The 20,015-nt window shown below is 69.6% G+C and carries 20 protein-coding genes and 1 pseudogene; 15 read left to right on the forward strand and 6 right to left on the reverse strand.

The features are described 5' to 3' along the window. Window positions 1-157: 157 nt before the first annotated feature. Window positions 158-607, reverse strand: coding sequence for a hypothetical protein (locus QMG86_RS02935; RefSeq protein ID WP_281877528.1), 450 nt, complete (start codon window positions 605-607; stop codon window positions 158-160). Window positions 608-750: 143 nt separating this feature from the next. Between QMG86_RS02935 and QMG86_RS02940 the strand changes: the two genes are divergently transcribed. Next, window positions 751-1,377 (forward strand): TetR/AcrR family transcriptional regulator, encoded by a 627-nt coding sequence (locus QMG86_RS02940; RefSeq protein WP_281877529.1) that lies wholly within the window; start codon window positions 751-753, stop codon window positions 1,375-1,377. On the opposite strand, the gene QMG86_RS02945 is transcribed toward QMG86_RS02940, so the two are convergent. Then, entirely contained in the window at window positions 1,361-2,026 is a 666-nt protein-coding gene (locus QMG86_RS02945) for a TetR/AcrR family transcriptional regulator (RefSeq protein ID WP_159842942.1), read from the reverse strand. The genes QMG86_RS02940 and QMG86_RS02945 overlap by 17 nt on opposite strands. 101 nt (window positions 2,027-2,127) lie before the next feature. On the opposite strand from QMG86_RS02945, the gene QMG86_RS02950 reads away from it, so the two are divergent. The 3 genes from QMG86_RS02950 to QMG86_RS02960 all read left to right on the forward strand — a co-directional run bounded on the left by QMG86_RS02950 (window position 2,128) and on the right by QMG86_RS02960 (window position 4,102). Further along, window positions 2,128-3,597: a cytochrome P450 gene (locus tag QMG86_RS02950; RefSeq protein ID WP_281877531.1), complete on the forward strand. Its 1,470-nt coding sequence runs from the start codon at window positions 2,128-2,130 to the stop codon at window positions 3,595-3,597. Further along, window positions 3,594-3,779 (forward strand): ferredoxin, encoded by a 186-nt coding sequence (locus tag QMG86_RS02955; RefSeq protein ID WP_281877532.1) that lies wholly within the window; start codon window positions 3,594-3,596, stop codon window positions 3,777-3,779. The genes QMG86_RS02950 and QMG86_RS02955 overlap by 4 nt, the downstream gene beginning before the upstream one ends. 89 nt (window positions 3,780-3,868) lie before the next feature. Beyond that, window positions 3,869-4,102 carry a hypothetical protein gene (locus QMG86_RS02960; RefSeq protein ID WP_159842948.1) on the forward strand — a complete coding sequence of 78 codons (234 nt, stop codon included), beginning with the start codon at window positions 3,869-3,871 and terminating at the stop codon, window positions 4,100-4,102. Between the two features lie 30 nt (window positions 4,103-4,132). Here QMG86_RS02960 and QMG86_RS02965 read toward each other — a convergent pair whose 3' ends face one another. After that, window positions 4,133-4,870 (reverse strand): uracil-DNA glycosylase, encoded by a 738-nt coding sequence (locus QMG86_RS02965; RefSeq protein WP_281877533.1) that lies wholly within the window; start codon window positions 4,868-4,870, stop codon window positions 4,133-4,135. A 354-nt stretch (window positions 4,871-5,224) separates the two neighbouring features. Here QMG86_RS02965 and QMG86_RS02970 point away from each other — a divergent pair, with 354 nt between their 5' ends. The 7 genes and pseudogenes from QMG86_RS02970 to QMG86_RS03000 all read left to right on the forward strand — a co-directional run bounded on the left by QMG86_RS02970 (window position 5,225) and on the right by QMG86_RS03000 (window position 13,301). Further along, window positions 5,225-5,668, forward strand: coding sequence for a GyrI-like domain-containing protein (locus tag QMG86_RS02970; protein ID WP_039801088.1), 444 nt, complete (start codon window positions 5,225-5,227; stop codon window positions 5,666-5,668). Then, a complete protein-coding gene (locus QMG86_RS02975; protein WP_281877535.1) occupies window positions 5,665-6,099 on the forward strand; it encodes an effector binding domain-containing protein in 435 nt (144 codons plus the stop codon). The genes QMG86_RS02970 and QMG86_RS02975 overlap by 4 nt, the downstream gene beginning before the upstream one ends. Before the next feature lie 247 nt (window positions 6,100-6,346). Further along, a complete protein-coding gene (locus QMG86_RS02980) occupies window positions 6,347-7,120 on the forward strand; it encodes a hypothetical protein (protein WP_281877536.1) in 774 nt (257 codons plus the stop codon). Beyond that, window positions 7,110-9,248 (forward strand): Rv1355c family protein, encoded by a 2,139-nt coding sequence (locus QMG86_RS02985; RefSeq protein WP_281877537.1) that lies wholly within the window; start codon window positions 7,110-7,112, stop codon window positions 9,246-9,248. Before QMG86_RS02980 ends, QMG86_RS02985 begins: the two co-directional genes overlap by 11 nt. Before the next feature lie 43 nt (window positions 9,249-9,291). Next, a complete protein-coding gene (locus tag QMG86_RS02990; RefSeq protein WP_281880739.1) occupies window positions 9,292-11,133 on the forward strand; it encodes a putative bifunctional diguanylate cyclase/phosphodiesterase in 1,842 nt (613 codons plus the stop codon). A 93-nt stretch (window positions 11,134-11,226) separates the two neighbouring features. Next, window positions 11,227-12,355 (forward strand): annotated as a pseudogene (locus QMG86_RS02995) (glycosyltransferase). 106 nt (window positions 12,356-12,461) lie between these two features. Further along, window positions 12,462-13,301 (forward strand): SDR family oxidoreductase, encoded by an 840-nt coding sequence (locus QMG86_RS03000; RefSeq protein ID WP_281877538.1) that lies wholly within the window; start codon window positions 12,462-12,464, stop codon window positions 13,299-13,301. Here QMG86_RS03000 and soxR read toward each other — a convergent pair. Then, on the reverse strand, window positions 13,270-13,758 hold the full coding sequence (gene soxR, locus QMG86_RS03005) for a redox-sensitive transcriptional activator SoxR (protein WP_281877539.1): 489 nt from the start codon (window positions 13,756-13,758) through the stop codon (window positions 13,270-13,272). The genes QMG86_RS03000 and soxR overlap by 32 nt on opposite strands. A gap of 135 nt (window positions 13,759-13,893) precedes the next feature. Here soxR and arcA point away from each other — a divergent pair, with 135 nt between their 5' ends. Then, on the forward strand, window positions 13,894-15,150 hold the full coding sequence (arcA, locus tag QMG86_RS03010; protein WP_281877541.1) for an arginine deiminase: 1,257 nt from the start codon (window positions 13,894-13,896) through the stop codon (window positions 15,148-15,150). 8 nt (window positions 15,151-15,158) lie between these two features. Continuing rightward, the gene (locus QMG86_RS03015) at window positions 15,159-15,518 is read left to right on the forward strand and encodes a GntR family transcriptional regulator (RefSeq protein WP_159842965.1); all 360 of its coding nucleotides are present in this window, start codon (window positions 15,159-15,161) and stop codon (window positions 15,516-15,518) included. Window positions 15,519-15,522: 4 nt separating this feature from the next. Here the strand turns inward: QMG86_RS03015 and QMG86_RS03020 are convergent, their stop codons facing one another. Continuing rightward, window positions 15,523-17,148: a dolichyl-phosphate-mannose--protein mannosyltransferase gene (locus tag QMG86_RS03020; protein ID WP_434086150.1), complete on the reverse strand. Its 1,626-nt coding sequence runs from the start codon at window positions 17,146-17,148 to the stop codon at window positions 15,523-15,525. A 311-nt stretch (window positions 17,149-17,459) separates the two neighbouring features. Here QMG86_RS03020 and rsmI point away from each other — a divergent pair, with 311 nt between their 5' ends. Together rsmI and QMG86_RS03030 are read left to right on the forward strand one after the other, a co-directional pair. Further along, a complete protein-coding gene (gene rsmI / locus QMG86_RS03025) occupies window positions 17,460-18,263 on the forward strand; it encodes a 16S rRNA (cytidine(1402)-2'-O)-methyltransferase (RefSeq protein ID WP_281880742.1) in 804 nt (267 codons plus the stop codon). Window positions 18,264-18,330: 67 nt separating this feature from the next. Continuing rightward, window positions 18,331-19,083 carry an isocitrate lyase/PEP mutase family protein gene (locus QMG86_RS03030; RefSeq protein WP_281877542.1) on the forward strand — a complete coding sequence of 251 codons (753 nt, stop codon included), beginning with the start codon at window positions 18,331-18,333 and terminating at the stop codon, window positions 19,081-19,083. 96 nt (window positions 19,084-19,179) lie between these two features. Here the strand turns inward: QMG86_RS03030 and QMG86_RS03035 are convergent, their stop codons facing one another. Next, on the reverse strand, window positions 19,180-19,848 hold the full coding sequence (locus QMG86_RS03035; protein ID WP_281877544.1) for a TetR/AcrR family transcriptional regulator: 669 nt from the start codon (window positions 19,846-19,848) through the stop codon (window positions 19,180-19,182). Between the last annotated feature and the right edge of the window lie 167 nt (window positions 19,849-20,015).

The raw sequence follows: 20,015 nt of genomic DNA on the forward strand, positions 1-20,015 counted from the left end.
CCAGTCTAGGAGCCGGGCACGGCCCGCGCATTGCCATCACCCGCCGATATCCGCGATCTGCCGAGTGCTCCTCCCTGATTCGCCGTAGCGGTGTGGAAGATGCCGGGCGGCTCGGCGGCCGAAGAACGCGATGATCCGAGGCCGGACCCGCAGACGTTCAGCTGATCCGTATCTCGACCGGCGGGGCCGCCACGTGCGGATAGTCGGTGGTCACGTCGACTTGCACGCGTCCGGAACCGGTGGGCAAGGCGGCGAAGACGGTTGCGGACGGCTGGTTCGAAGCCGTCTTGTCGGTGACGAGGACAGGCACCGTGCCCGTGGCGCCGCTGTCGAGGTTGCGCCAGTTGGCGAACGCGGTGAAGGTGCACGGCGCGTCCGTGGGGGTCTGGTTGACGAAGCTGATGCCGAAGCGGGCCGCGCCGGGAGTCCCGGTGGGCGAGGAGACGCCCGCATGCCCTTCGCCGTAGCAGGTGTCACCGAAGGTGTGGATCACCCCGATGTTCACGAACGCGGGTTCGCCCGCCGTCGCCGGGGCCGTCGCCGTGAACGCGCCGGCGCACAGTGCCGCGACCAGGGCGCTTCGTCTCGCCGGCTGCCTGCCGTCCACTGTCGATCACGCTCCTTCTTTCGAATCGAGCACTCTCGGACGGCCATTGTGCCCCGTTTCGCACCCTTCGCGGTCCGATTCGCGCCCAGAGTCGCCGCCGTATTCGCGGACGGGCGACGGGCGGGTGAACTTAGCATCGGAACGTGGAGCGAGGATCGTTGCTGAAGGCGCGGGCGGGCGGCAAACTGCACGGCGGCAATCACGGCATCGCGCCGGAAGAGGTGGTGGCCGCGCAGCGGGCCCGCATGCTGGTGGCGATGATCGAGGCGGCCGCGGACCGGGGGTACGCGGCGGCGACGGTGGCGGACGTACTGAAGCGGGCCGAGGTGTCGCGAATGACGTTCTACCAGCACTTCGCGAACAAGGAGGCGTGTTTCCTCGCCGCCTACGACATGGCCGTGGAGATCGTGATGACCCGCATCGCGGGAGCGCTCGCGGCCGACGGCACGCCGCTCGAGCGGATAGACCGCGCACTGGAGGCGTACTTCTCCACCCTGGCGCAGGAACCGCAGGTCGCGAAGGTCTTCCTGGTAGAGGCGTACGCGGCGGGGAGGCCGGTGCTGGAGCGGCGGCTGGCGACCCAGGCCGCGTTGGTCGACGGATTCGCCGCGACCCTCGGCGCGACCCATCCGCATCAGCGGCTGGCGGGGGAGGCGGTGATCGGCGCGGTCGTCTCGCTGGCGACCAACCGGGTCGTCGCGGGCGACTTCGCCGCCCTGCCCGCGTTGCGCGAGCCGCTGATGTCGTCGCTGATCAGGAATCTGGTGTGAGGCCGGACAGTCGCCCGGCGACCGCAGGCAGCCGGTCGAGCATGGCCACGGTGAAATCGGCGAGCAGGGCGATGAGCCCGTCCCGGTCGACGTCGAGGCCGCCGTCCAGCCAGACCAGGACCAGCTCGGCGGCGCCGCCGGTGATCAGCTGGGAGGTCGCGGCGATCGCGGTGTCCTGTCCTTCGGGCAGTTCCAGCACCAGACGCGTCTGCTCGATGATGACGTCGGCGACCTGGCGCATCCCGGCGAAGCGGCTGCGCATGAGCGCTTCGTCGCCGTAGGTCTGGGCGAACGCCACCTTCGCGCGCCGCGGGTCGTCGGTGAGTTCGACGATGAGGGCCGCGACCCCGGCGCGGATTCGGTCGGCGGGCTTGCCCGTGGTCTCGGCGATCGCGGCCTTCGCCCGGTCGAGCGCCGCCTGCTGGATCTCGGCCAGCACGCCGGAGGCGAGCGCGTCGCGGTCGGGGAACGCTTCGTAGAAGAAGCGTGGGCCGACCTTGGCCTGCTCGCACACCCCGCGCACGGTCAATGCCGACAATCCCTGAGTGCCCATGATGTCGAGGGCGGCGTCGAGCAACCGCCTGCGCCGGTCCTCGCGGCGCTCGGCCGTGGAGGCTCCGCGGTAGGTGCCGCTGACGGTACGGGTCACCACGTCAGCTTGGCACAGCCAAAATTGGGAAACAAATGTTTACGGAAACGATGGTTTCCTCTATCGTCGGACTATCGCAGTGTCGCGAAGGGAAGACGGTCATGAGTCTGCTTGTGCCCCAGTCGTTCGACGAGGTCTCCGGCACGATCCGCCAGGCGCGGACCACCTGGGCGTGGCACGCGCAGCGCGCGGCCGCGCGGGCGGTCGCGCGTTACCCGGCGCACGTGCGTCCGCTGGCCGATCCACCGCCGGGTAGCGGGCTGAAGCCGGTGCTCGGCGACTTCGGGCTGCCCGGGATCGGGTACAGCGTGCACGCGCTGGCCGACCCGATCGGCTTCGCGCGAGAGCGATTCGATCGCTTCGGCCCCGTGCAGTGGTTCGGCATGCTCGGCCGCAGGATGGTCACCTTCGGCAGCCCCGAGGGGTACGAGGCGGTGATGCTGGATCGGAACAAGGCGCTGTCGGCGCAGCGCGGCTGGGAGTGGCTGATCGGTCCGTTCTTCCGCGGTGGATTGTTGCTGCGCGATTTCGACGACCACCTGTTCCACCGGCGCGTCATGCAGCAGGCATTCACGCGGCCGCGATTGATCGGCTACCTCGATATGACCACGCCGCGCATCACCCGTGGCCTCGCCAACTGGGAGCCCGCCGACGACTTCCGCGTCTACCGCGCGATCAAGAAACTGCTGCTCCAGCAGGCCACCGAAGTCTTCGCGGGCGCCGAACCCAGCGCGGACGCGGCACGGCTGGAGCGCGCCTTCGAGGACGCGGTGCGCGGCGGGGCCGCGCTGATCCGGGCGAACGTGCCGGGCGGGGTGTGGGCCCGGGGCGTGCGCGGCCGCCGAGTGCTCGAGGAACACTTCCGCCGCGAGCTGCCCGCGAAGCGCGCGGGCGGCGGCAACGATTTGTTCAGCGTGCTGTGCCGGGCGAGCACCGCCGACGGCGAGACCTTCACCGACGCGGAAGTGGTCGAGCACATGATCTTCGTGATGATGGCCGCCCACGACACCAGCACCATCGCCGCGTCCATGCTCGTCTACGAACTCGGCAGGCATCCGGAATGGCAGGAACGGCTGCGGGCGGAATCCGTCGCGCTGGGCAAGCCCGCGCTGGACTACGACGATCTCGACCGCCTGCCCTCGCTCGACCTCGCGTTCAAGGAGGCGCTGCGGGTCTACTCGCCGGTGGCGCAACAGGTTCGCGAAACCATCGCCGACACCGACATCCTCGGGTACTACCTGCCGAAGGGAACGTTCATCCTGTGCGGCACGTACGGGCTCATGCGCAACGCGGAGTACTGGCACGACCCCGACACCTTCGACCCGGAGCGCTTCGCCGAGCATCGCCGCGAGGACCGATCGCACCGCTTCGCGTGGGCGCCCTTCGGCGGCGGGGCGCACAAGTGCATCGGCCTCTACTTCGGCGGTATGACGGTGAAAGCCGTTGTCCATCAGATGCTGTTGCGGTACCGCTGGAGCGTGCCGGACGGCTACCAGGTGCCGCTGGTCGCCGGGACCGGGCCGGTGCCCGCCGACGGCCTGCCCATCCGGCTGGAGCGGATCGACCGATGAGAATCGTCGCCGACCGCACCGTGTGCGCGGGGCACGGCATGTGCGAAGCACTGGCTCCCGATCTGTTCCGGGTCGGCGCGGACGGGATCGTCGCGCCGGTCGACACGGTCACCTCGCCCGAGCGGGACCTGCTCCAGCTCGTCGTGGACAGTTGCCCGGTCCAGGCGCTGCGCCTGGCCTGAGGTCCGCCGGTCCGTTTTGCGTGACCGGGGCTGGGTACCGCGAACTGCGACGCTCTAGTCCATCGACGCGAGAGGACCGGTGACACCCCATGGCCACCTGCGACACCTGCGGAAACGAGTACGACAAGACGTTCACCATCACCCGCGACGGTACGTCCGCCACCTTCGACAGTTTCGAATGCGCGATCAACGCCATGGCCCCGACGTGCACGCACTGTTCCTGCCGGATCCTCGGGCACGGCGTCGAGGCGCGCGGGGACTACTTCTGCTGCGCGCACTGCGCCCACGAAGCAGGTCACCCGGCGCTGGTCGATCACGTCTGAACCGGCTACCGAGCGGCGATGGGCGAACGGTCACCCGCGCGGCGCGTGACTTCGCCGCACCTGGAGCCCGGCGGTTTCCGCCGCGTCGGCCAGCACCTCCTCCAGCATGGCCGGAGTGAGTCGTCCGGTGAAGGTGTTCTGCTGGCTGACGTGATAGCAGCCGAACAGATGCAGCGGGTTCCGGCCGGCATCGGCGGCGGCCAGTTCCACGTGCGCGCCGTGGCCGAACCGCGGTCGCGGGCGCGGCACCACCCAGCCCGCACCCGCGAGCACCGGGAGCAAGGCCTGCCAGCCGAACGCGCCGAGGACCACCACCGAGCGCACGGTGGGTGTCAGCAGACGCAGTTCGGTGTCCAGCCAGTGGCCGCAACGGTCCCGTTCCTCGGGCGTCGGCTTGTTGTCCGGCGGCGCACAGTGCACCGGGGCGGTGATCCGCACGCCGTCGAGCCGCAGGCCGTCGTCGCGGTCGACCGCGGTCGGCTGGTTGGCGAGGCCGACCGCGTACAGCGCCGCGTAGAGCACGTCCCCGCTGCGGTCGCCGGTGAACATGCGGCCGGTGCGGTTGCCGCCGTGCGCGGCGGGCGCGAGTCCCACGATCAGCATCCGGGCGTCCGCCGGGCCGAATCCGGGCACCGGACGGCCCCAATAGGTCTGGTCGCGGAAGGCGGCGCGTTTCTGCCGCGCGACGAGTTCGCGCCAGGCGACCAGGCGCGGGCAGGCGAAGCAGTCGGCGACCGCCGCGTCGAGCTCGGCGATGGACCGGCACACGTCAGTTCCCGGTGCCGGGGTCGGCGGCGTGGTCACCGCGTGCGGCCGGGGCGGGCGCGCGGTGGCGGTCGGCGGGCGGTGTCTCGTTCATCAGGACTCCGTTCGGTGGTGCCGCGGAAGGGGCGAACCGGACGATCATGTCCACTATGCCTCAGCGCGACCGGCCGCCGCCGACCGCCGACGGGTCCCCGCCGGACGGCACCGCTTCGGACATCTGTCCAGTTCAGCGTGGTGATCGCGCGGCCGCCGACCGCGCTATGTGATCGGTACCACCCGGTCCGGGTTGGTAGCATGGCGATTCCGACCGACCGGACGCGGTGGTTCACCTCCGGCTTCCTTCGAAAGAGTCTTTCCATGCAGTTTGAGATCGTCGAGCGGGACGAGACGTGGGTTGCCGGGCTGCCGGTACGCAGCCCCAAACGTGCGCTCGGGGAACTGCGTGACCGCGATCTGGAGGCCGCCTGGGCGGCGGTGTTGCACCAGGAGCTCGGCGGCCCGCTGGCCAGCGCCTACACCGATTACACCGGTGAGCTGGGCACGTACAACACCCAGATCGTCGGCTATCAGTGCGCGTCCTTCGACGACGTCACCCGTGGTCACCTGGTCGCGCGCCTGCCGCGCGGCGCCTACGCCCGTTTCTCCTCGGTCGGCAACTTCCCGCAGGTGATGACCGACCTGTGGACGCAGATCGCCTACGCCGAGGAACACAACCAGATCAAACGGACCTATACCGGCGATTTCGAGTGCTATCCGCACGCCTACAAGATCGATCTGTACCTGGCGGTCGACGCGCGATGAGCTATGCGATCGTGGTGCGTGCCGAGGCGGTCTACGGCGGGCTGGTCGTCCCGCGCGTGCGCCCGAGCTTCAAGGTCAGCAACAGCGACCTGATCGAGTTCCTCAAGGACCGGCTGCGCGACCGTCAGGGTGGTGAGGGGCCGATGTACACGGTGTACGTGCCGGATCCGGCCGGGAACTACAACGCCGTGGTCTGCTTCGAGTACCCGTCCCCGGATGCGGTGCCGGTGGGTGACGTCTTGGTGCGGGTGCCGAAAGGCGTCTACGCCCGTTTCGCGCCGAACGGCGACTATCACGATCCGGTAGAGGACGTCTGGGCGCAGGTCGACGACGCGACAGCGTCGGCCGAGGTCACCCGGGCCTACCGTGAAGAAATCGAGATCTGGCACGGCCCGGAGTCGGTCGAGTTGTTCATTTCGATCCTGGTTTAGCTTGCTGAATAGTAACTACGCCAGAACCGACTGGTCTCCATCTTATTTCCGATATCGATTCCGCCGGGGTTGACCTGCGAAAATATCGCATGTACCGCAGAGTTTTCGGGAGATTAGCCGGACGGCTGGTCAATTCCTGTCCGATGACGGATACTGCCCTGGGCAACTTCGTCTCGGCTCGGGCCGTGGGGGGCTGCATCGGGCTGGACTATCGCGCAGGGCAGCGCGGCGATGGAGTAGGAACAACATGACTGTGGATCTGATTGCAGTCGTGCCGAGGAACTCCCGTGGGCGGGGAGTGCGGCGGTATTACGACGCGCAATCCGAGTGTGCGTTCTTTGTCTCCGAACCGGCTGCGCAGCCGGAACTCTGGCGCCGGTATCTGCACGGAGCGCGCGAGGTCTATCGGCGCTTCGGGGTGGAACACGCACTGGAATACGACGCGGTCGCCGACGGCGGTTCGACGGCGCTGTTCTTCGCCGCGCTCGACGCCGACGGCGACGTGGTCGCCGGGGCGCGGATGCAAGGGCCGTACAGCTCGGCGCGGCAGGCGCACGCGCTGGTCGAATGGGCCGGTCACCCCGGCGCGGACGACTTGCGGCGGATGCTCGCCGATCGGATACCGCAAGGCGTGATCGAGGCCAAAGGCGCATGGGTCGCGCGCGATGCGGCCAACCGGGCCGAACTCGGCGCGGCGATCTCGCGCACCGTGCTGCACGGCGCGCGCCTGCTCGGCGCGCGTTACGGCTTCGCGACGGTGGCCTCCTTCACCGTGCCCCGGCACGAGGCGTGCGGTGCCGTTCCAGCCGAGGGCATCCCCGCGGTGCCGTATCCGGACGAGCGCTACCGAACCGTGCCGTTGTGGTGGGACACCCGGAGCTACGCCGCGTTCGCCGAGGAATCGCAACGCACCCTGACGCACGGTGAGCAAGACGCACTGGGGCTGCCCGCCGTGCGTCCGTCCGATACGCGGTGCGGAATCGGCCGCCCGACAGAGGGCCGGCGCGGCCATGGGCGATGACCGGCCGCGTGCGGCCGACCACCGGCCGCTGATCCTCGACCCCGCCGATCCGGAGGACGCGCGGATGCTCGCCGCGCTGCGCGACGACCCGCGCCTCGAATTCCGCGATCTGCGTGCGGCGTTACGCGCCGAACTCGGCAAAATGGTTGCTCCACCGGATATTCCGGAGGGCCCGGAAGCGGACCGCTGGATCTACTACCCGTGGCGGGCGGCGGTGATCGGATTGCCGGGTCCGCGTACTTTCCGGCTGATCCGGCTGGATCGCAATCGGAACAAATTGACCAGAGCCGAACAGGACCGGCTGGCCGAACGCGCGATAGGGGTCGTCGGGCAAAGCGCCGGGAACGCGATCGCGCATCTGCTCGCCATGGAGGGCGTTTGCGGGGAACTGCGCCTGGCCGATCTGGACGAAATCGAATTTTCGAATCTCAACCGCGTCGCGGGAACTCTGTTCGACGTCGGCGTCAACAAATCGGTGGTAACCGCACGCCGTATCGCCGAATTGGATCCTTATCTGCCGGTGCGGATCTTCGAAGCCGGAATCGACGAGAATTCGGTGGACGAGTTCTTGGACGGCCTCGCGATCGTCGTCGAGGAATGCGATTCGCTCGATATGAAGCTGGTGATCCGTGAGGCGGCGGCCCGCCATCGTATTCCGGTGCTGATGGAAACCAGTGACCGCGGTTTGCTGGACGTCGAGCGTTTCGATCTCGAACCGCAGCGCCCGGCGTTCCACGGGTTGCTCGGTGCGGTTCGCGCGGCGGATCTGCGCGGACTGACGTCGAGGGAGAAGGCGCCGTTCGTGGTGCGGCTGCTCGGTGCCGCCGGGTTGTCGCCGCGGCTGGGCGCGAGCCTGGTCGAAGTCGGCGAGACGGTGACCAGCTGGCCGCAGCTGGCCGGTGACGTCGCGCTGGGCGCCGCGAGCGTGGTGGCCGCCGTACGGCGCATCGGCCTGGGGATGAAGCTGGCCTCCGGTCGGGTCCGGATCGACGTGGAACGGCATCTGGACGAACTCGCCGACCCGCCGCCGAACGACGAGCCGGCGTGGGCCGAGGCGCCGCCGGAGTCCGTCGCCGGACCCGTGGAAAGCGTCCTGGCCTGCGCACAGCGAGCGCCGTCCGGGGGAAACATGCAGCCGTGGTCGTTGCGCGCCGAGGCGGAGGACATCGTCGTCGAACTGGCGCCGCAGCACAGCACTGCGATGGACATCGGCTACCGCGGCAGCGCCCTCGCGCTCGGCGCCGCCCTGTACAACGCGCGGGTCGCCGCGGCCGCGCACGGGGTGCTCGGGCCGCACGAGTTCATCGAGGGCGCGCCGGGATCCGGTCGTCTCGTCGCGCGCCTGCGGCTGGGGAACGAGCGGAGCGATGAGCTCGCCGCCGACTATCCCGCCGTTCTGCGCCGCGGAACCAACCGCAGGGTCGGCACCGGGACCAGGCTGGCCGACGGCGTTCTCGACACGCTCACGGCGGTCGCCGAATCGGCCGGAGCCCATGTGCGCGCGGTTGTGGATCGGCAGGGGATCGAAGAAGCCGCACGTTTGCTGGGTGATTCCGACCGCATCCGGTATCTCACGCCCCGGTTATACGAGGAAATGCTCGCCGAAGTCCGCTGGGCGGAGGACGACGATCCGGATACCGGAATCGACGCGCGCAGCCTGGAACTGACCGACGACGAGTGGGCGGCATTTCAGATCACCACTCGCGCCGACGTCATGGCGCAGTTGCGGTCCTGGTCGGGCGGCGCGGCGCTGGGGAAATACACCGGTGACCGGGTGCGCTCCAGCTCCGCCATTCTGGCGGTGACATTCGACGCGACCGACCCTCGATTGACCGGCTACGCGGAGGCGGGCGCCGCGGTCGCGCGGGTTTGGGTGCGCGCCGAACGCCTCGGATTGTCTGTCCAACCGATTTCCCCCGTATACCTCTACGCCCGACGCCGTGGCGAACTTGCTGCGATTTCCCCCGACTTCGCGGATACACTAGCGTCACTTCAGGGCCGTTTCCTGGACCTGCTGGAAGTGCCTGAGCATGAGACCATGGCGTTGGTGCTTCGCCTGAGCTATGCCTCCGCCGCCACCGTACGCAGCAGGCGGCGTCCGGTGCTCGGTGTGGACACCAGTAGTTAGCGCGATCGGAGACAATGTGCCACGGCGGACACTCGACTCGTTGGTGACCCAGGTCGCCTCTGAGCTCATGGGTGTGGACGCCACGACCATGGTCGCCGCTACCGAGCGGGTGCTCGCGCAGTTGGTCGAGTACTTCGACGTGGATTTCAGCTACGTGCGGCACACCGACCGCGAACGGCGGGCAACCGTGCTCATCGCGGAGTGGCCGCACCGGCAGAACATTCCGGATCCCGACCCGCTCGGCGTGATCTACTTCGACGGCGCCGACCCCGTGTTCCGTGCCCTGGAGAACGCGACCGAACCGATGGTCGCGCGCCCGACCCCGGAGTTCGCCGACTATCAGGAAACCGTCCGCCGCGGGTCCGGCATCGTGGGGGTGACCTCGGCTGCCGTGCCGCTGCTGTCGCGGGGCGAGCCGACCGGCGTGCTCGGATTCGTCAAGTCGGGCGATCGCGAGTGGAGCAATCGCGAACTCAACGTGCTCAAAGCCATCGCCGCGCTGTTCGCGCAACTGCAAGCCAGGGTGGTCGCGGAGGAACGTCTCCGATATATCGCGCTGCACGACGACCTGACCGGGCTCGCGAATCGGCGGGCGCTGCTCGAGCACATGGAAGAGCGATTACGCGCGGGCAGTCCCGGCCCGGTGGCGGCCTTCTTCCTCGACTTGGATCGTTTGAAAGCACTCAACGATTTTCTCGGCCACACGGCCGGGGACAACTTCATCCGCACCTTGTCGACGCGGCTGCGGGAGAACCTGGACCCGAACGACATGATCGCCCGCCTCGGCGGCGACGAATTCGTCATCGTGCCCGCCAAGCCGATGGACGCGGTGGCCGCCGAATACGAGGCCAACCGGATCCAGCAGCTGATCGCCCGGCGCGTCACCGTCGGCGGCGAGTCGGTCAGCCGGGGCGCCAGCGTCGGCGTGGCGCTCGGCTTCCCGGGCGAGACCACCGTCGCCGACGTGCTGCGCCGGGCGGATCATGCGCTGCTGTCGGCGAAATCCGGCGGTGGCAACGGCGTCGCGGTGTTCACCGACACCATGCGCGCGCAATTCGAGCTCCAGGACGACGTGGAGCTCAACCTGCGCGGCGCGGTCTCCGACGGCTCGCTGCTGCTGCACTACCAGCCCGAGGTCGACCTGCGCACGGGCCGCATCGTCGCGTTGGAGGCGCTGGTCCGCTGGCTGCATCCGACCAGGGGGCTGTTGCCGCCCGCCGCGTTCGTCACCGTGGCCGAGGCCACCAACCTGGCCGGTGAGCTGGGGCGCTGGGTGATCCGGTCGGCGTGCGCGCAGTTCGCCGAATGGCGCAGGCGCGGCCTGGCGGGCAACGTGGTGATGCGGATCAATGTGTCGCCGGTGCAGCTGGTCAGCCTCGATTTCGTTGAGCGCATCGAAGACATCCTGCGCCTGTTCGGCATCGACGGCAGCTCGGTGTGCCTGGAGATCACCGAGCACGTCGTCGTGCAGGACCTGGCCCGCACCCAGGTGACGCTGCGCGGGCTGAAGCGGATGGGCGTGCAGATCGCCATCGACGACTTCGGCACCGGCTACAGCTCGCTGTCGCATCTGAAGGCGCTGCCGGTGGACGCGGTGAAGATCGACCGGGGATTCGTACAACGGCTCGGGGCCAGCACCGACGATCTGGCCATCGTGAAGTCCATCATCGGCCTGGCAGGCTCGTTCGGGCTCGGCGTGGTCGGCGAGGGCGTCGAGACGGCGGTCGCCGCGCGGACGCTGGTCGGCCTCGGGTGTTACCGCGCGCAGGGCTTCCTGATCGCGAAGCCGATGCCCGCCGAGCAGGTCGAGGCGCACCTCACCACGGGCCGGATTCCGCTCGACCTCGATCTGCCCCGGGCCGGGCGCGGGCTGCCCGCGCACTGAGCGCACTTCCACAGCCGCCGGTTATCCGGTTCTTTCACGGCCGTTCACGCGTCGTTGGGCGCGGGTAACCCCGTCCGCTGCACGATCGGCCACGTGCGCATAGTTCAGCTGGCGAACTTCTACGGCCCGCGTTCGGGTGGGCTGCGCACCGCGCTGCACCATCTGGGCGAGGGGTATGTCGCCGCCGGGCACGAGGTGGTGCTGATCGTGCCGGGTCCGCGCCGCTCGGAGGAGATCCTGCCCACCGGTGTCGCGCGCATCACGCTGCCGGCCTTGGCCATCCCGTGGACCGGGGGTTACCGCGCCGCGGATCCCCGCCGGGTGGCCGACGTCCTGAACGGATTGCGGCCGGACGTGCTCGAAGGTGTCCGACCGGCTGACGCTGCGTGGTTTCGGGCGCTGGGCGCGGCGGCGCGAGGTGACCGGCGTGATGATCTCGCACGAGCGGCTCGACCGCCTGTTGGGCCAGGTGCTGCCCGGCCCGCTGGCGCGGCGCTGCGCCGACGTGGCCAACCGGCACACCGCCACGGACTACGACATGGTCGTGTGCACCACCCGGTTCGCTCGCGAGGAATTCCTGCGCATCGGCGCGCGGAACGTGGAACTGGTCCCGCTCGGGGTGGACCTCGAACTGTTCAACCCGCACCGGCGCGATCGCAGGCTGCGCGCCGATCTCGGCGTGCCTGGTCATCCGCTGCTGGTGCACTGCGGCCGGTTGTCGGTCGAGAAGCGGGTGGATCGCAGCATCGAGGCGGTCGGGGCGTTGCGCGAAGCCGGTATCGAGGCGCGGCTGGTCGTCGCCGGGGACGGTCCGCGCCGGGACGCGCTGCAGCGGCGGGCCCGTGCGCTGGCCCCGCTGCCCGGCGGCGTGCCCGCCGTGCACTTCACCGGATTCATCTCCGAACGCGCGATGGTGGCCAGGTTGCTCGCCACCGCGGACGTCTCGCTGGCGCCGGGGCCGCACGAGACCTTCGGCCTCGCGGCGCTGGAAGCGCTCGCGGCCGGCACGCCGGTGGTGGCCAGCCGCTCCTCGGCGCTGGCGGACATCGTGACCGCCGACTGCGGCGCGGTGGCCGCCGACCATCCCTCCGCGTTCGCGCGGGCGGTCCGCGACGTGCTGGCGATGCCGCAGGCCGGTCGCCGCAGGGCCGCGCGCAGCCGCGCCGAACAGTTCACCTGGCCGCGCGCTGTAGCGGGCATGCTTGCGGTCCTCGGTCGTTAGCGGCCCGCGGCCGTCGGCTGGATTACCCTGCGGGGAACCGATTCGGCGATTCGAGATGGGATGCGCAGTGCTGGGTAGAGGTCGCGGGCGAGCGGGTCGCACGACGATGCGCGAGGCGAAGGTTCTGATCACGGGTGCGGCGAGCGGCATCGGGCGGGCCACCGCGCTGGCCTCCGCCGCCGACGGCGCCGAACTGGTGCTCACCGACATCAATGCCGAGGGCCTGGACGCCACGGTGACCGACATCCGCGCCGCGGGTGGCCGCGTCGCTTTGGCGGAAGCGCTGGACGTCACCGACTACGACGCGGTGCGCGCCTTCGCCGACCGCGTGCACGCCGAACTCGGCAGTCTGGACGTCGTCATGAACATCGCGGGCACCTCGGTGTGGGGGACCGTGGAGAACCTGGAGCACAAGCACTGGCGGCGCATGGTCGAGGTCAACCTGATGGGGCCGATCCACGTCATCGAGACCTTCGTGCCGCCCATGGTGCGCGCGGGCAAGGGCGGTGCGCTGGTGAACGTGTCGTCGGCGGCGGGCCTGCTCGCGCTGCCCTGGCACGCGGCCTACAGCGCGGCCAAGTACGGCATTCGCGGCGTGTCGGAGGTACTGCGCTTCGACCTGGCGCAACACGGGATCACCGTGCATCTGGTCGCGCCCGGCGCGGTGAACACGCCGCTGGTGCAGAGCGTCGAACTGGCCGGGGTGAACAAAGAGCATCCCAAGATCAAGCGGCTCACCGCCGCCTTCGCCGAGCACGCGGTGCCGCCGGAACGGGTTGCCACGGCGATCCTGCGCGGCATCGAGCGCAACCGGTTCCTGGTCTACAACTCGTTCGACATCCGCTTCGGTTACTGGTGGAAGCGCAAGTTCGCCTTTCCGTACGAGTTCGTGATGCGGCGCACCAGCGCGCGGTTCAGCAGGCTGCTGGCTTCGACGGGCAATTGAGCTGCACGTCGAGCACGCGGGCGCCGGGACCGTCGGCGCCGAGCCGGTCGTGCTCGTTGACCAGACGACAGGTGCCCAGCGACAGGCAGCCGCAGCCGATGCAGCCGGTGAGGCTGTCGCGCAACCGGATCAGCTGGGTGATCCGGTCGTCGAGGTCGGCGCGCCACGTGGTGGACAGGCTCTCCCAGTCGCGCCGGGTGGGGGTGCGCCCTTCGGGCAATTGATCGAGGGCGTTGCGGATCTCGCTCAGTGGTATGCCGACGCGCTGGGAGATGCGGATGAACGCCACGCGGCGCAAGGTCTCGCGGGCGTATCTGCGCTGGTTCCCGCTGGTGCGTCTGCTCGTGATGAGCCCTTCGCGTTCGTAGAAGTGCAACGCGGAGACCGCGACTCCACTACGCTCGGAGAGCTGCCCCGGGGTCAGCTCCTTCGCCCGCCAATCGGCTGCTGTCGACATGCACGCTCCTCCCAATCACCTCAACAATACTTGAGGTTAGGGTGTGCCGGGACCGGATTCGGTGATCGCGCGCCGGTCGGCATCCGAAGCCGGGATTTCCGTGCTCTCCGGGCCGCGGCGCACTACGGTTCGATCATGGGAGCAGATGCAGTGTCCGCGCGGGAGGGTGCGCGTTTGGCCGTGACGTCCGAGGTGGGCGCGCTACGTACGGTGCTGCTGCACCGGCCGGGCAACGAGCTGCGCAGGCTGACCCCGCGCAACAACGATCAGCTGTTGTTCGACGGCATCCCGTGGGTCGAGCGCGCGCAGCAGGAGCACGACACGTTCGCCGAAGTGCTGCGCAGCCGCGGCACCGAGGTGCTGTTGTTGTCGGATCTGCTCGCGGAGACCATCGCGGTCAGCGGCGCCGCCCGCATCCAGGGCATCTCCGCCGCGGTGGACGCGCGCAGGCTCGGGCACACGCTGGCCGACGAATTGGCCGGCTTCCTGCGCGGCGTGCCGGCCGAGGAGCTGGCCGAGATCCTGATGGCCGGGATGACCTTCGACGAATTGCCCTTCGGGCCCGACCACACCTCGCTGGTGCGCCGCATGCACCACGGCGGCGACTTCGTCATCGACCCGCTGCCGAATCTGCTGTTCACCAGGGACTCCTCGTTCTGGGTCGGTCCGCGCGTCGCGATCACCTCCCTCGCGCTGCCCGCACGCGGCAGGGAGACCTCGCTGACCGATCTCATCTACGCCTTCCATCCCCGATTCCTCGGGGTGCGCCGCGCCTACGAATCGCACACCGCTCCTATCGAGGGGGGTGACGTCCTGCTGCTGTCGGAAGGCGTGGTCGCGGTGGGCGTCGGCGAGCGCACCTCGCCCGCGGGCGCGGAAGCCCTGGCGCGCAGCCTGTTCGACGACGACCTCGCACACACTGTGCTCGTGGTGCCGATCGCGCAGACTCGCGCGACCATGCACCTGGACACGGTGTGCACCATGGTCGACGCGGACGCCGTCGTGATGTATCCGGCGGTGCGCGAATCACTGTGCGCCTTCACGATCCGCAAGGAGGACGACTACGGCGGACGGCTCGGCAGCGGACGGGTCGGCATCAGCGGCCCCGACCCGTTCCTGCCCGCGGCGGCCGAGGCCATGGGCATCGGCAAGCTGCGAGTGATCGACACCGGACTGGACGGGGTCACCGCCGAACGCGAGCAGTGGGACGACGGCAACAACACTCTCGCCCTCTCGCCCGGCGTTGTCGTCGCCTACGAGCGCAACGAGATGACCAACGCCAGGCTGGAGGACGCGGGTATCGAGGTGCTGCGCATCCCCGGCTCCGAATTGGGCTCCGGCCGCGGCGGACCACGGTGCCTGTCGTGTCCGCTGTCCCGCGACGACCTGTGAGCGCGGGCATGTTCACCGTCACGGTCTCGCACGAATCCGCTGTGCCGCCCTACGAGCAGCTGCGCCTCGGCATCATCGCCCAAGTTCGTTCCGGCGAGCTCACGGCGGGAACCAAGATCCCGACCGTCCGCGCTTTGGCCGCGCAACTCGGTCTGGCCCCCAACACGGTGGCACGCGCCTACCGCGAGCTGGAGGCCGACGGCGTGGTCGAAACCCGCGGCAGGCAAGGGTCGTTCATCGCGTCGTCCGGCGACCCGACCCGCGACGTAGCAGGCCGCGCGGCCACCGCTTACGTCGCGACGGTCCGCAGGTTGGGCCTGGACGACGCCACCGCCCTGCGTTACGTGCAGGCGGCGCTGGAAGGTTGAGCTGCTACCTCCAGCTGGGCAGCCAGAGATGGTCGTGCCAGTTGCCCGGCGTGATCGGCAGGGCGGTGAGGATCGGCCACAGCCAGATGAAATTGGCGATCACCAGGCCGAGGTAGAGGCATACCGCGAGCAGTCCGAGGCTGCGCCGCTCGTTCGGCGGGGCGGGCAGGTAGGTCCCGGCGGGGCTGCGCGGAATGGTGCTCGGGCGCGCCGGGCCCAGCACGTCGCCCAGCACCAGCGCCACGCCCATCGCCAGGAACGGGGCCATCGGGACGGCGTAGAAGTAGTACATCTGCCGATCGAGCGTGGCGAACCAGGGCAGCAGGGCGGCGCCGTAGCCGACCAGCACCACGCCGTAGCGCCAGTCGCGACGGACCACCGCGCGCCACAGCATCCAGGCCAGGACCGGAAACGCGACCCACCAGATGGCGGGCGTCCCGATCAGCATCACGGCCTTCACGCACTGGGCCTGGCCGCACCCGGAGACGCCGCTGTCGGCGTAGTAGTACAGCATCGGCCGCAGGCCCATGGGCCAAGTCCACGGCTTGGACTCCCACGGGTGATGATTACCCGCCGAATTGGTCAGCTCCGTGTGGAATTCCAGCGATCTGGCGTTGAAGTACCACAGCGAGCGCAGCGCACCCGGCACCACACGCGACCAGAATCCGCCGGTACCGATCGGGTCGGTCGGCGCCGAAGGATTGCCCGGCATATACCGGTACACACCGGTCTCGCTCGCGAACCAGGCCCAGTAGCTCGCCAGGTAGACGCCGAGGGGCACCAGCACCAGCGCGTAGAGCGCGGGCCCGATATCGCGCAGCGCGACGCCGAGCCAAGGGCGGCGCACCCCGTACATCCGCCGCGCCGAAAGGTCGAAATAGACGCTCATCAGGCCGAAGGCGGCGATGAAATAGATCCCGGACCATTTGGTTCCGCACGCCAGGCCGAGCAGCACGCCCGCGCCGAAACGCCACCAGCGCACCCCGAGACGCGGTCCGAGATCCGTCACGCCGATCCGGCCCTGCGCGTCCGCGCGCGCGAACCGGGCGCGGATCTCGTCACGGTCGACGATCAGGCAGCCGAAGGCGGCGGTGACGAACAGCGCCATGAAGATGTCGAGCATGCCGATGCGCGAGGAGACGAAGGTGAGGCCGTCGGCGATCAGCAGGATGCCCGCGATCGCGCCGATCAAGGTGGAGCGCGCCAGCCGGCGCACGATCCGGATCACCAGCAGCACCAGCACGGTCCCGGCGAGCGCGGCGGTGAAACGCCAGCCCCAGCCGTTGTAGCCGAACATCGCCTCGCCGATCGCGATGAACTGCTTGCCGACGGGGGGATGCACCACCAGTCCGTAGCCGGGATTGTCCTCCACCCAGCCGCCGGTGAGCATCTGCCAGGCCTGCGGGGCGTAGTGTTTCTCGTCGAACACGGGGGTGCCCGCGTCGGTCGGGTAGTTGAGCATCGTGAAGCGCGTCACCGCGGCGATCGCGGTGAGGAAGGCCGTCACCAGCCAGCCGCGCAGGCGGTCGGTCGGCCCGAAGTCGAGTGGCGGCCGCAGCGGTCCCGGGCTCGACCAGGAGGGCACGGTCCCGAACCGTGCGGTCGCGCGCTGGTCGGTCACCTGGGTCACGCCCCGATCGTATGCTGTGCCGCCTCTCCGGGTATTCAGGCCATACGCGTTGGGTGGTTGTACGAGTTGCGTCCAGGTCCTGCGTCGGGTGCCGCTCGAGGTTCGGGCGTACCCGGGGAGTTACCCATGTACATGCGAGATCAGCTGTCGCGTCGGGTGTAGTTCTCGAGATGAACCCGGCCCAGGACCGGAGACCCGCCCGTGGTCGTCGCCGACAGCGGAATACGCTACGAACGTTGTATGGCCGGAATACCCGGAGAGGCGGGACAGCGACAGTGACGACGGGCAGGCTGGTGCTCGCGGCGACACCGATGGGCGACATCGGGGATGCCTCGCAGCGCCTGCGCGAGGGACTGGCGACCGCCGACGTGGTGGCCGCCGAGGACACGCGCCGTACCAGAGCGCTGGCCAAGGCGCTCGGCGTCGAGATCTCCGGCCGGGTGGTCAGCTTCTACGATCACGTCGAGACCGCACGGATTCCGGCGCTGCTCGACGACATCGCCGACGGCCGCACGGTGCTGCTGGTGACCGACGCGGGCATGCCGTCGGTGAGCGATCCCGGCTACCGCATGGTGGCGGCGTGCGTGGAGCGTGATCTGCCGGTGACCTGCCTGCCCGGCCCGTCGGCGGTGACCACGGCGCTCGCGCTGTCGGCCCTGCCGGTGGAACGGTTCTGCTTCGACGGTTTCGCGCCGCGTAAGTCCGGCCAGCGCCGGGAATGGTTGCGCACGCTGGCGGCGGAATCGCGTGCCTGCGTTTTCTTCGAGGCGCCGCACCGGCTCGCCGACTGCCTGGCCGACGCGGTGGAGATCCTCGGCCCGGACCGCCGCGCCGCCGTCTGCCGGGAGCTGACCAAGACCTACGAGGAAGTGGTCCGCGGCACCCTGGCCGAACTGGCCGAGTGGGCCGTCGAGGGCGCGCGCGGCGAGATCACCGTGGTGCTCGCGGGCGCCCAGCCCACCTCCGCCGACCCCGCGGACCTGGTCGGCGCCGTGGAAACCCTGACCGCAACCGGCGTCCGCCTCAAGGACGCCTGCGGCGAGGTCGCCGCCGCCCACGCCGTCTCCCGTCGCGAGCTCTACGACGCGGTGCTCACCGCGCGCCGCGGCTCCTAGCCCGCTGTGAGCTTTCGCTCCGCGCGGGTGGTCGACCCGGGGTGCGGCGGCGGGCATGATCATCGGTATGACTTCTCTGGAGAGCAAGGCCACGACGTTTCTCGGGTTGCACGTGCCGGGGGATCCGGGGGTCTTCCCGACGGTGTGGGATGCCTGGTCCGCGAAAGTCGCTGTGGCGGCGGGCTTTCCCGCGCTGACGGTGGGCAGCCATCCGCTGGCCGACTCGATCGGACGCGCGGACGGCGAGGGGATGACGTTCGACGAGTCGCTGACCCGGGTCCGGCAGATCACGGCGGCGGTGGACGTTCCGGTGTCGGTGGACATCGAGTCGGGCTACGGGCAGGATCCCGCGCGGCTGGTCGAGGGCCTGCTCGAGGCGGGGGCGATCGGACTGAACATCGAGGACACCGTGCACAGCGAAGGCAAGCGCCTGCGGACGGCGCAGGAGCACGCCGATCTCGTGCACGGCCTCCGCAAGGCCGCAGACGCGACGGGCGTGCACCTGGTGATCAACGCGCGCACCGACCTTCTCCTGCGCCAGGACGGCGACGAGGCCGACCGGCTGGACCGCGCCATCGAGCGGTTGAAGCTGGCCGCCGAGGCGGGCGCGGACGTGCTGTTCCCGGTGGGCCGCCACGCCGACGCCGACATGCGCCGCCTCACCGGTGAACTGCCGCTGCCGATCAGCGCGACCGTCCTCCCGGATCAGGCCGACAAGGCCGCCCTCGCCGATCAGGGCGTCGCGCGGATCACCTTCGGTCCGTTCCTGCAGGCCGCGCTGACCAAGGAGATCGACGCGCTGCTCGGCCGCTGGAAGTGAGAACGCGGTTCGGCGTGCGCGGCATTCGGGCGCCGCGCCGACCGGGCCCCACCGGTGGGCGGCGGCAGCGCACCGGCGAACACGTCGCCCGATGCTTCAGGAGGGAACGGGTAGTCCCAGGGCGCTCATGACGAACTGGACGAACAGTGGCGCCAGCTCCGGCACGCGAGCGGGTCCGTCGGAGACGATGACCCGCCGCGTGCGCTCGCCGATCGCGTCCGGAATCAGGGCGATGAGCCCGTCGGAGAGTTCGGGCAGCGTCGGGTCCGCCGCGCGAGCCTGGTCGTAGAACACCCGGTACAGCTGCGCGAAGCGGTCCACGGCCAGGTCGCGGTAGCCGACGGCCTCCTGGTTCACCTTGAACGACTCCACGAGCACCAGCCGGGCGAAATCCGGCTCGGTGGCGACGGTCCGGCAGAAGGTGACCACGATGGACTCGATCTTCGCGTAGGCGTCGGCGTCCGGCGGCAATTGGGCGAGTTCGTCCGCGATGCGGGTCGCCATGATGTCGACGCCGGTGTGCACCGCCTCGGCGAAGCATTCCTCTTTGTTGGCGAAATGGTCGTAGAAGGTGGTGCGCGAGACCCTGGCCCTGGCGACGATGTCGGTGAGCGTGGTGGCCGGATAGCCCTTGCTGTCCACCGACTCCACCATCGCCTCGACCAGCCTGCCGCGTTGCGACGTGAGCACGGCTTCGCGTGCCGCCCGATGCCGCTCGGCGAAACCGGACCGGTGAACGGATGCCGTCGCATGCTGCTGGCCCATGGGTGCCCTCTCTGTGCCGGAACCGATTCCGAACGGAACGTTGTCGTACCGATCGCACACGGTCCGGGGGCGTCACCAGGCCGCGAACCGGTGTTTCATTATCCGACAACGCATTCCACACCGGGAAGGCAGGTGGATCCACCGGTGGGCAGACCACCGTGGAATGC

Source organism: Nocardia sputorum, assembly GCF_027924405.1.
Lineage (GTDB): Bacteria > Actinomycetota > Actinomycetes > Mycobacteriales > Mycobacteriaceae > Nocardia > Nocardia sputorum.

Excerpts from the sequence above, each read along its gene's own strand:
- QMG86_RS02950 (WP_281877531.1), top strand. The coding sequence starts at position 2,128 with ATGAGTCTGCTTGTGCCCCAGTCGTTCGACGAGGTCTCCGGCACGATC.
- QMG86_RS02955 (WP_281877532.1), top strand. The coding sequence starts at position 3,594 with ATGAGAATCGTCGCCGACCGCACCGTGTGCGCGGGGCACGGCATGTGC.
- QMG86_RS02960 (WP_159842948.1), top strand. The coding sequence starts at position 3,869 with ATGGCCACCTGCGACACCTGCGGAAACGAGTACGACAAGACGTTCACC.
- QMG86_RS02970 (WP_039801088.1), top strand. The coding sequence starts at position 5,225 with ATGCAGTTTGAGATCGTCGAGCGGGACGAGACGTGGGTTGCCGGGCTG.
- QMG86_RS02975 (WP_281877535.1), top strand. The coding sequence starts at position 5,665 with ATGAGCTATGCGATCGTGGTGCGTGCCGAGGCGGTCTACGGCGGGCTG.
- QMG86_RS02980 (WP_281877536.1), top strand. The coding sequence starts at position 6,347 with ATGACTGTGGATCTGATTGCAGTCGTGCCGAGGAACTCCCGTGGGCGG.
- QMG86_RS02985 (WP_281877537.1), top strand. The coding sequence starts at position 7,110 with ATGGGCGATGACCGGCCGCGTGCGGCCGACCACCGGCCGCTGATCCTC.
- QMG86_RS03000 (WP_281877538.1), top strand. The coding sequence starts at position 12,462 with ATGCGCGAGGCGAAGGTTCTGATCACGGGTGCGGCGAGCGGCATCGGG.
- soxR (WP_281877539.1), bottom strand. The coding sequence starts at position 13,758 with ATGTCGACAGCAGCCGATTGGCGGGCGAAGGAGCTGACCCCGGGGCAG.
- arcA (WP_281877541.1), top strand. The coding sequence starts at position 13,894 with ATGGGAGCAGATGCAGTGTCCGCGCGGGAGGGTGCGCGTTTGGCCGTG.
- QMG86_RS03015 (WP_159842965.1), top strand. The coding sequence starts at position 15,159 with ATGTTCACCGTCACGGTCTCGCACGAATCCGCTGTGCCGCCCTACGAG.
- rsmI (WP_281880742.1), top strand. The coding sequence starts at position 17,460 with ATGGGCGACATCGGGGATGCCTCGCAGCGCCTGCGCGAGGGACTGGCG.
- QMG86_RS03030 (WP_281877542.1), top strand. The coding sequence starts at position 18,331 with ATGACTTCTCTGGAGAGCAAGGCCACGACGTTTCTCGGGTTGCACGTG.
- QMG86_RS03035 (WP_281877544.1), bottom strand. The coding sequence starts at position 19,848 with ATGGGCCAGCAGCATGCGACGGCATCCGTTCACCGGTCCGGTTTCGCC.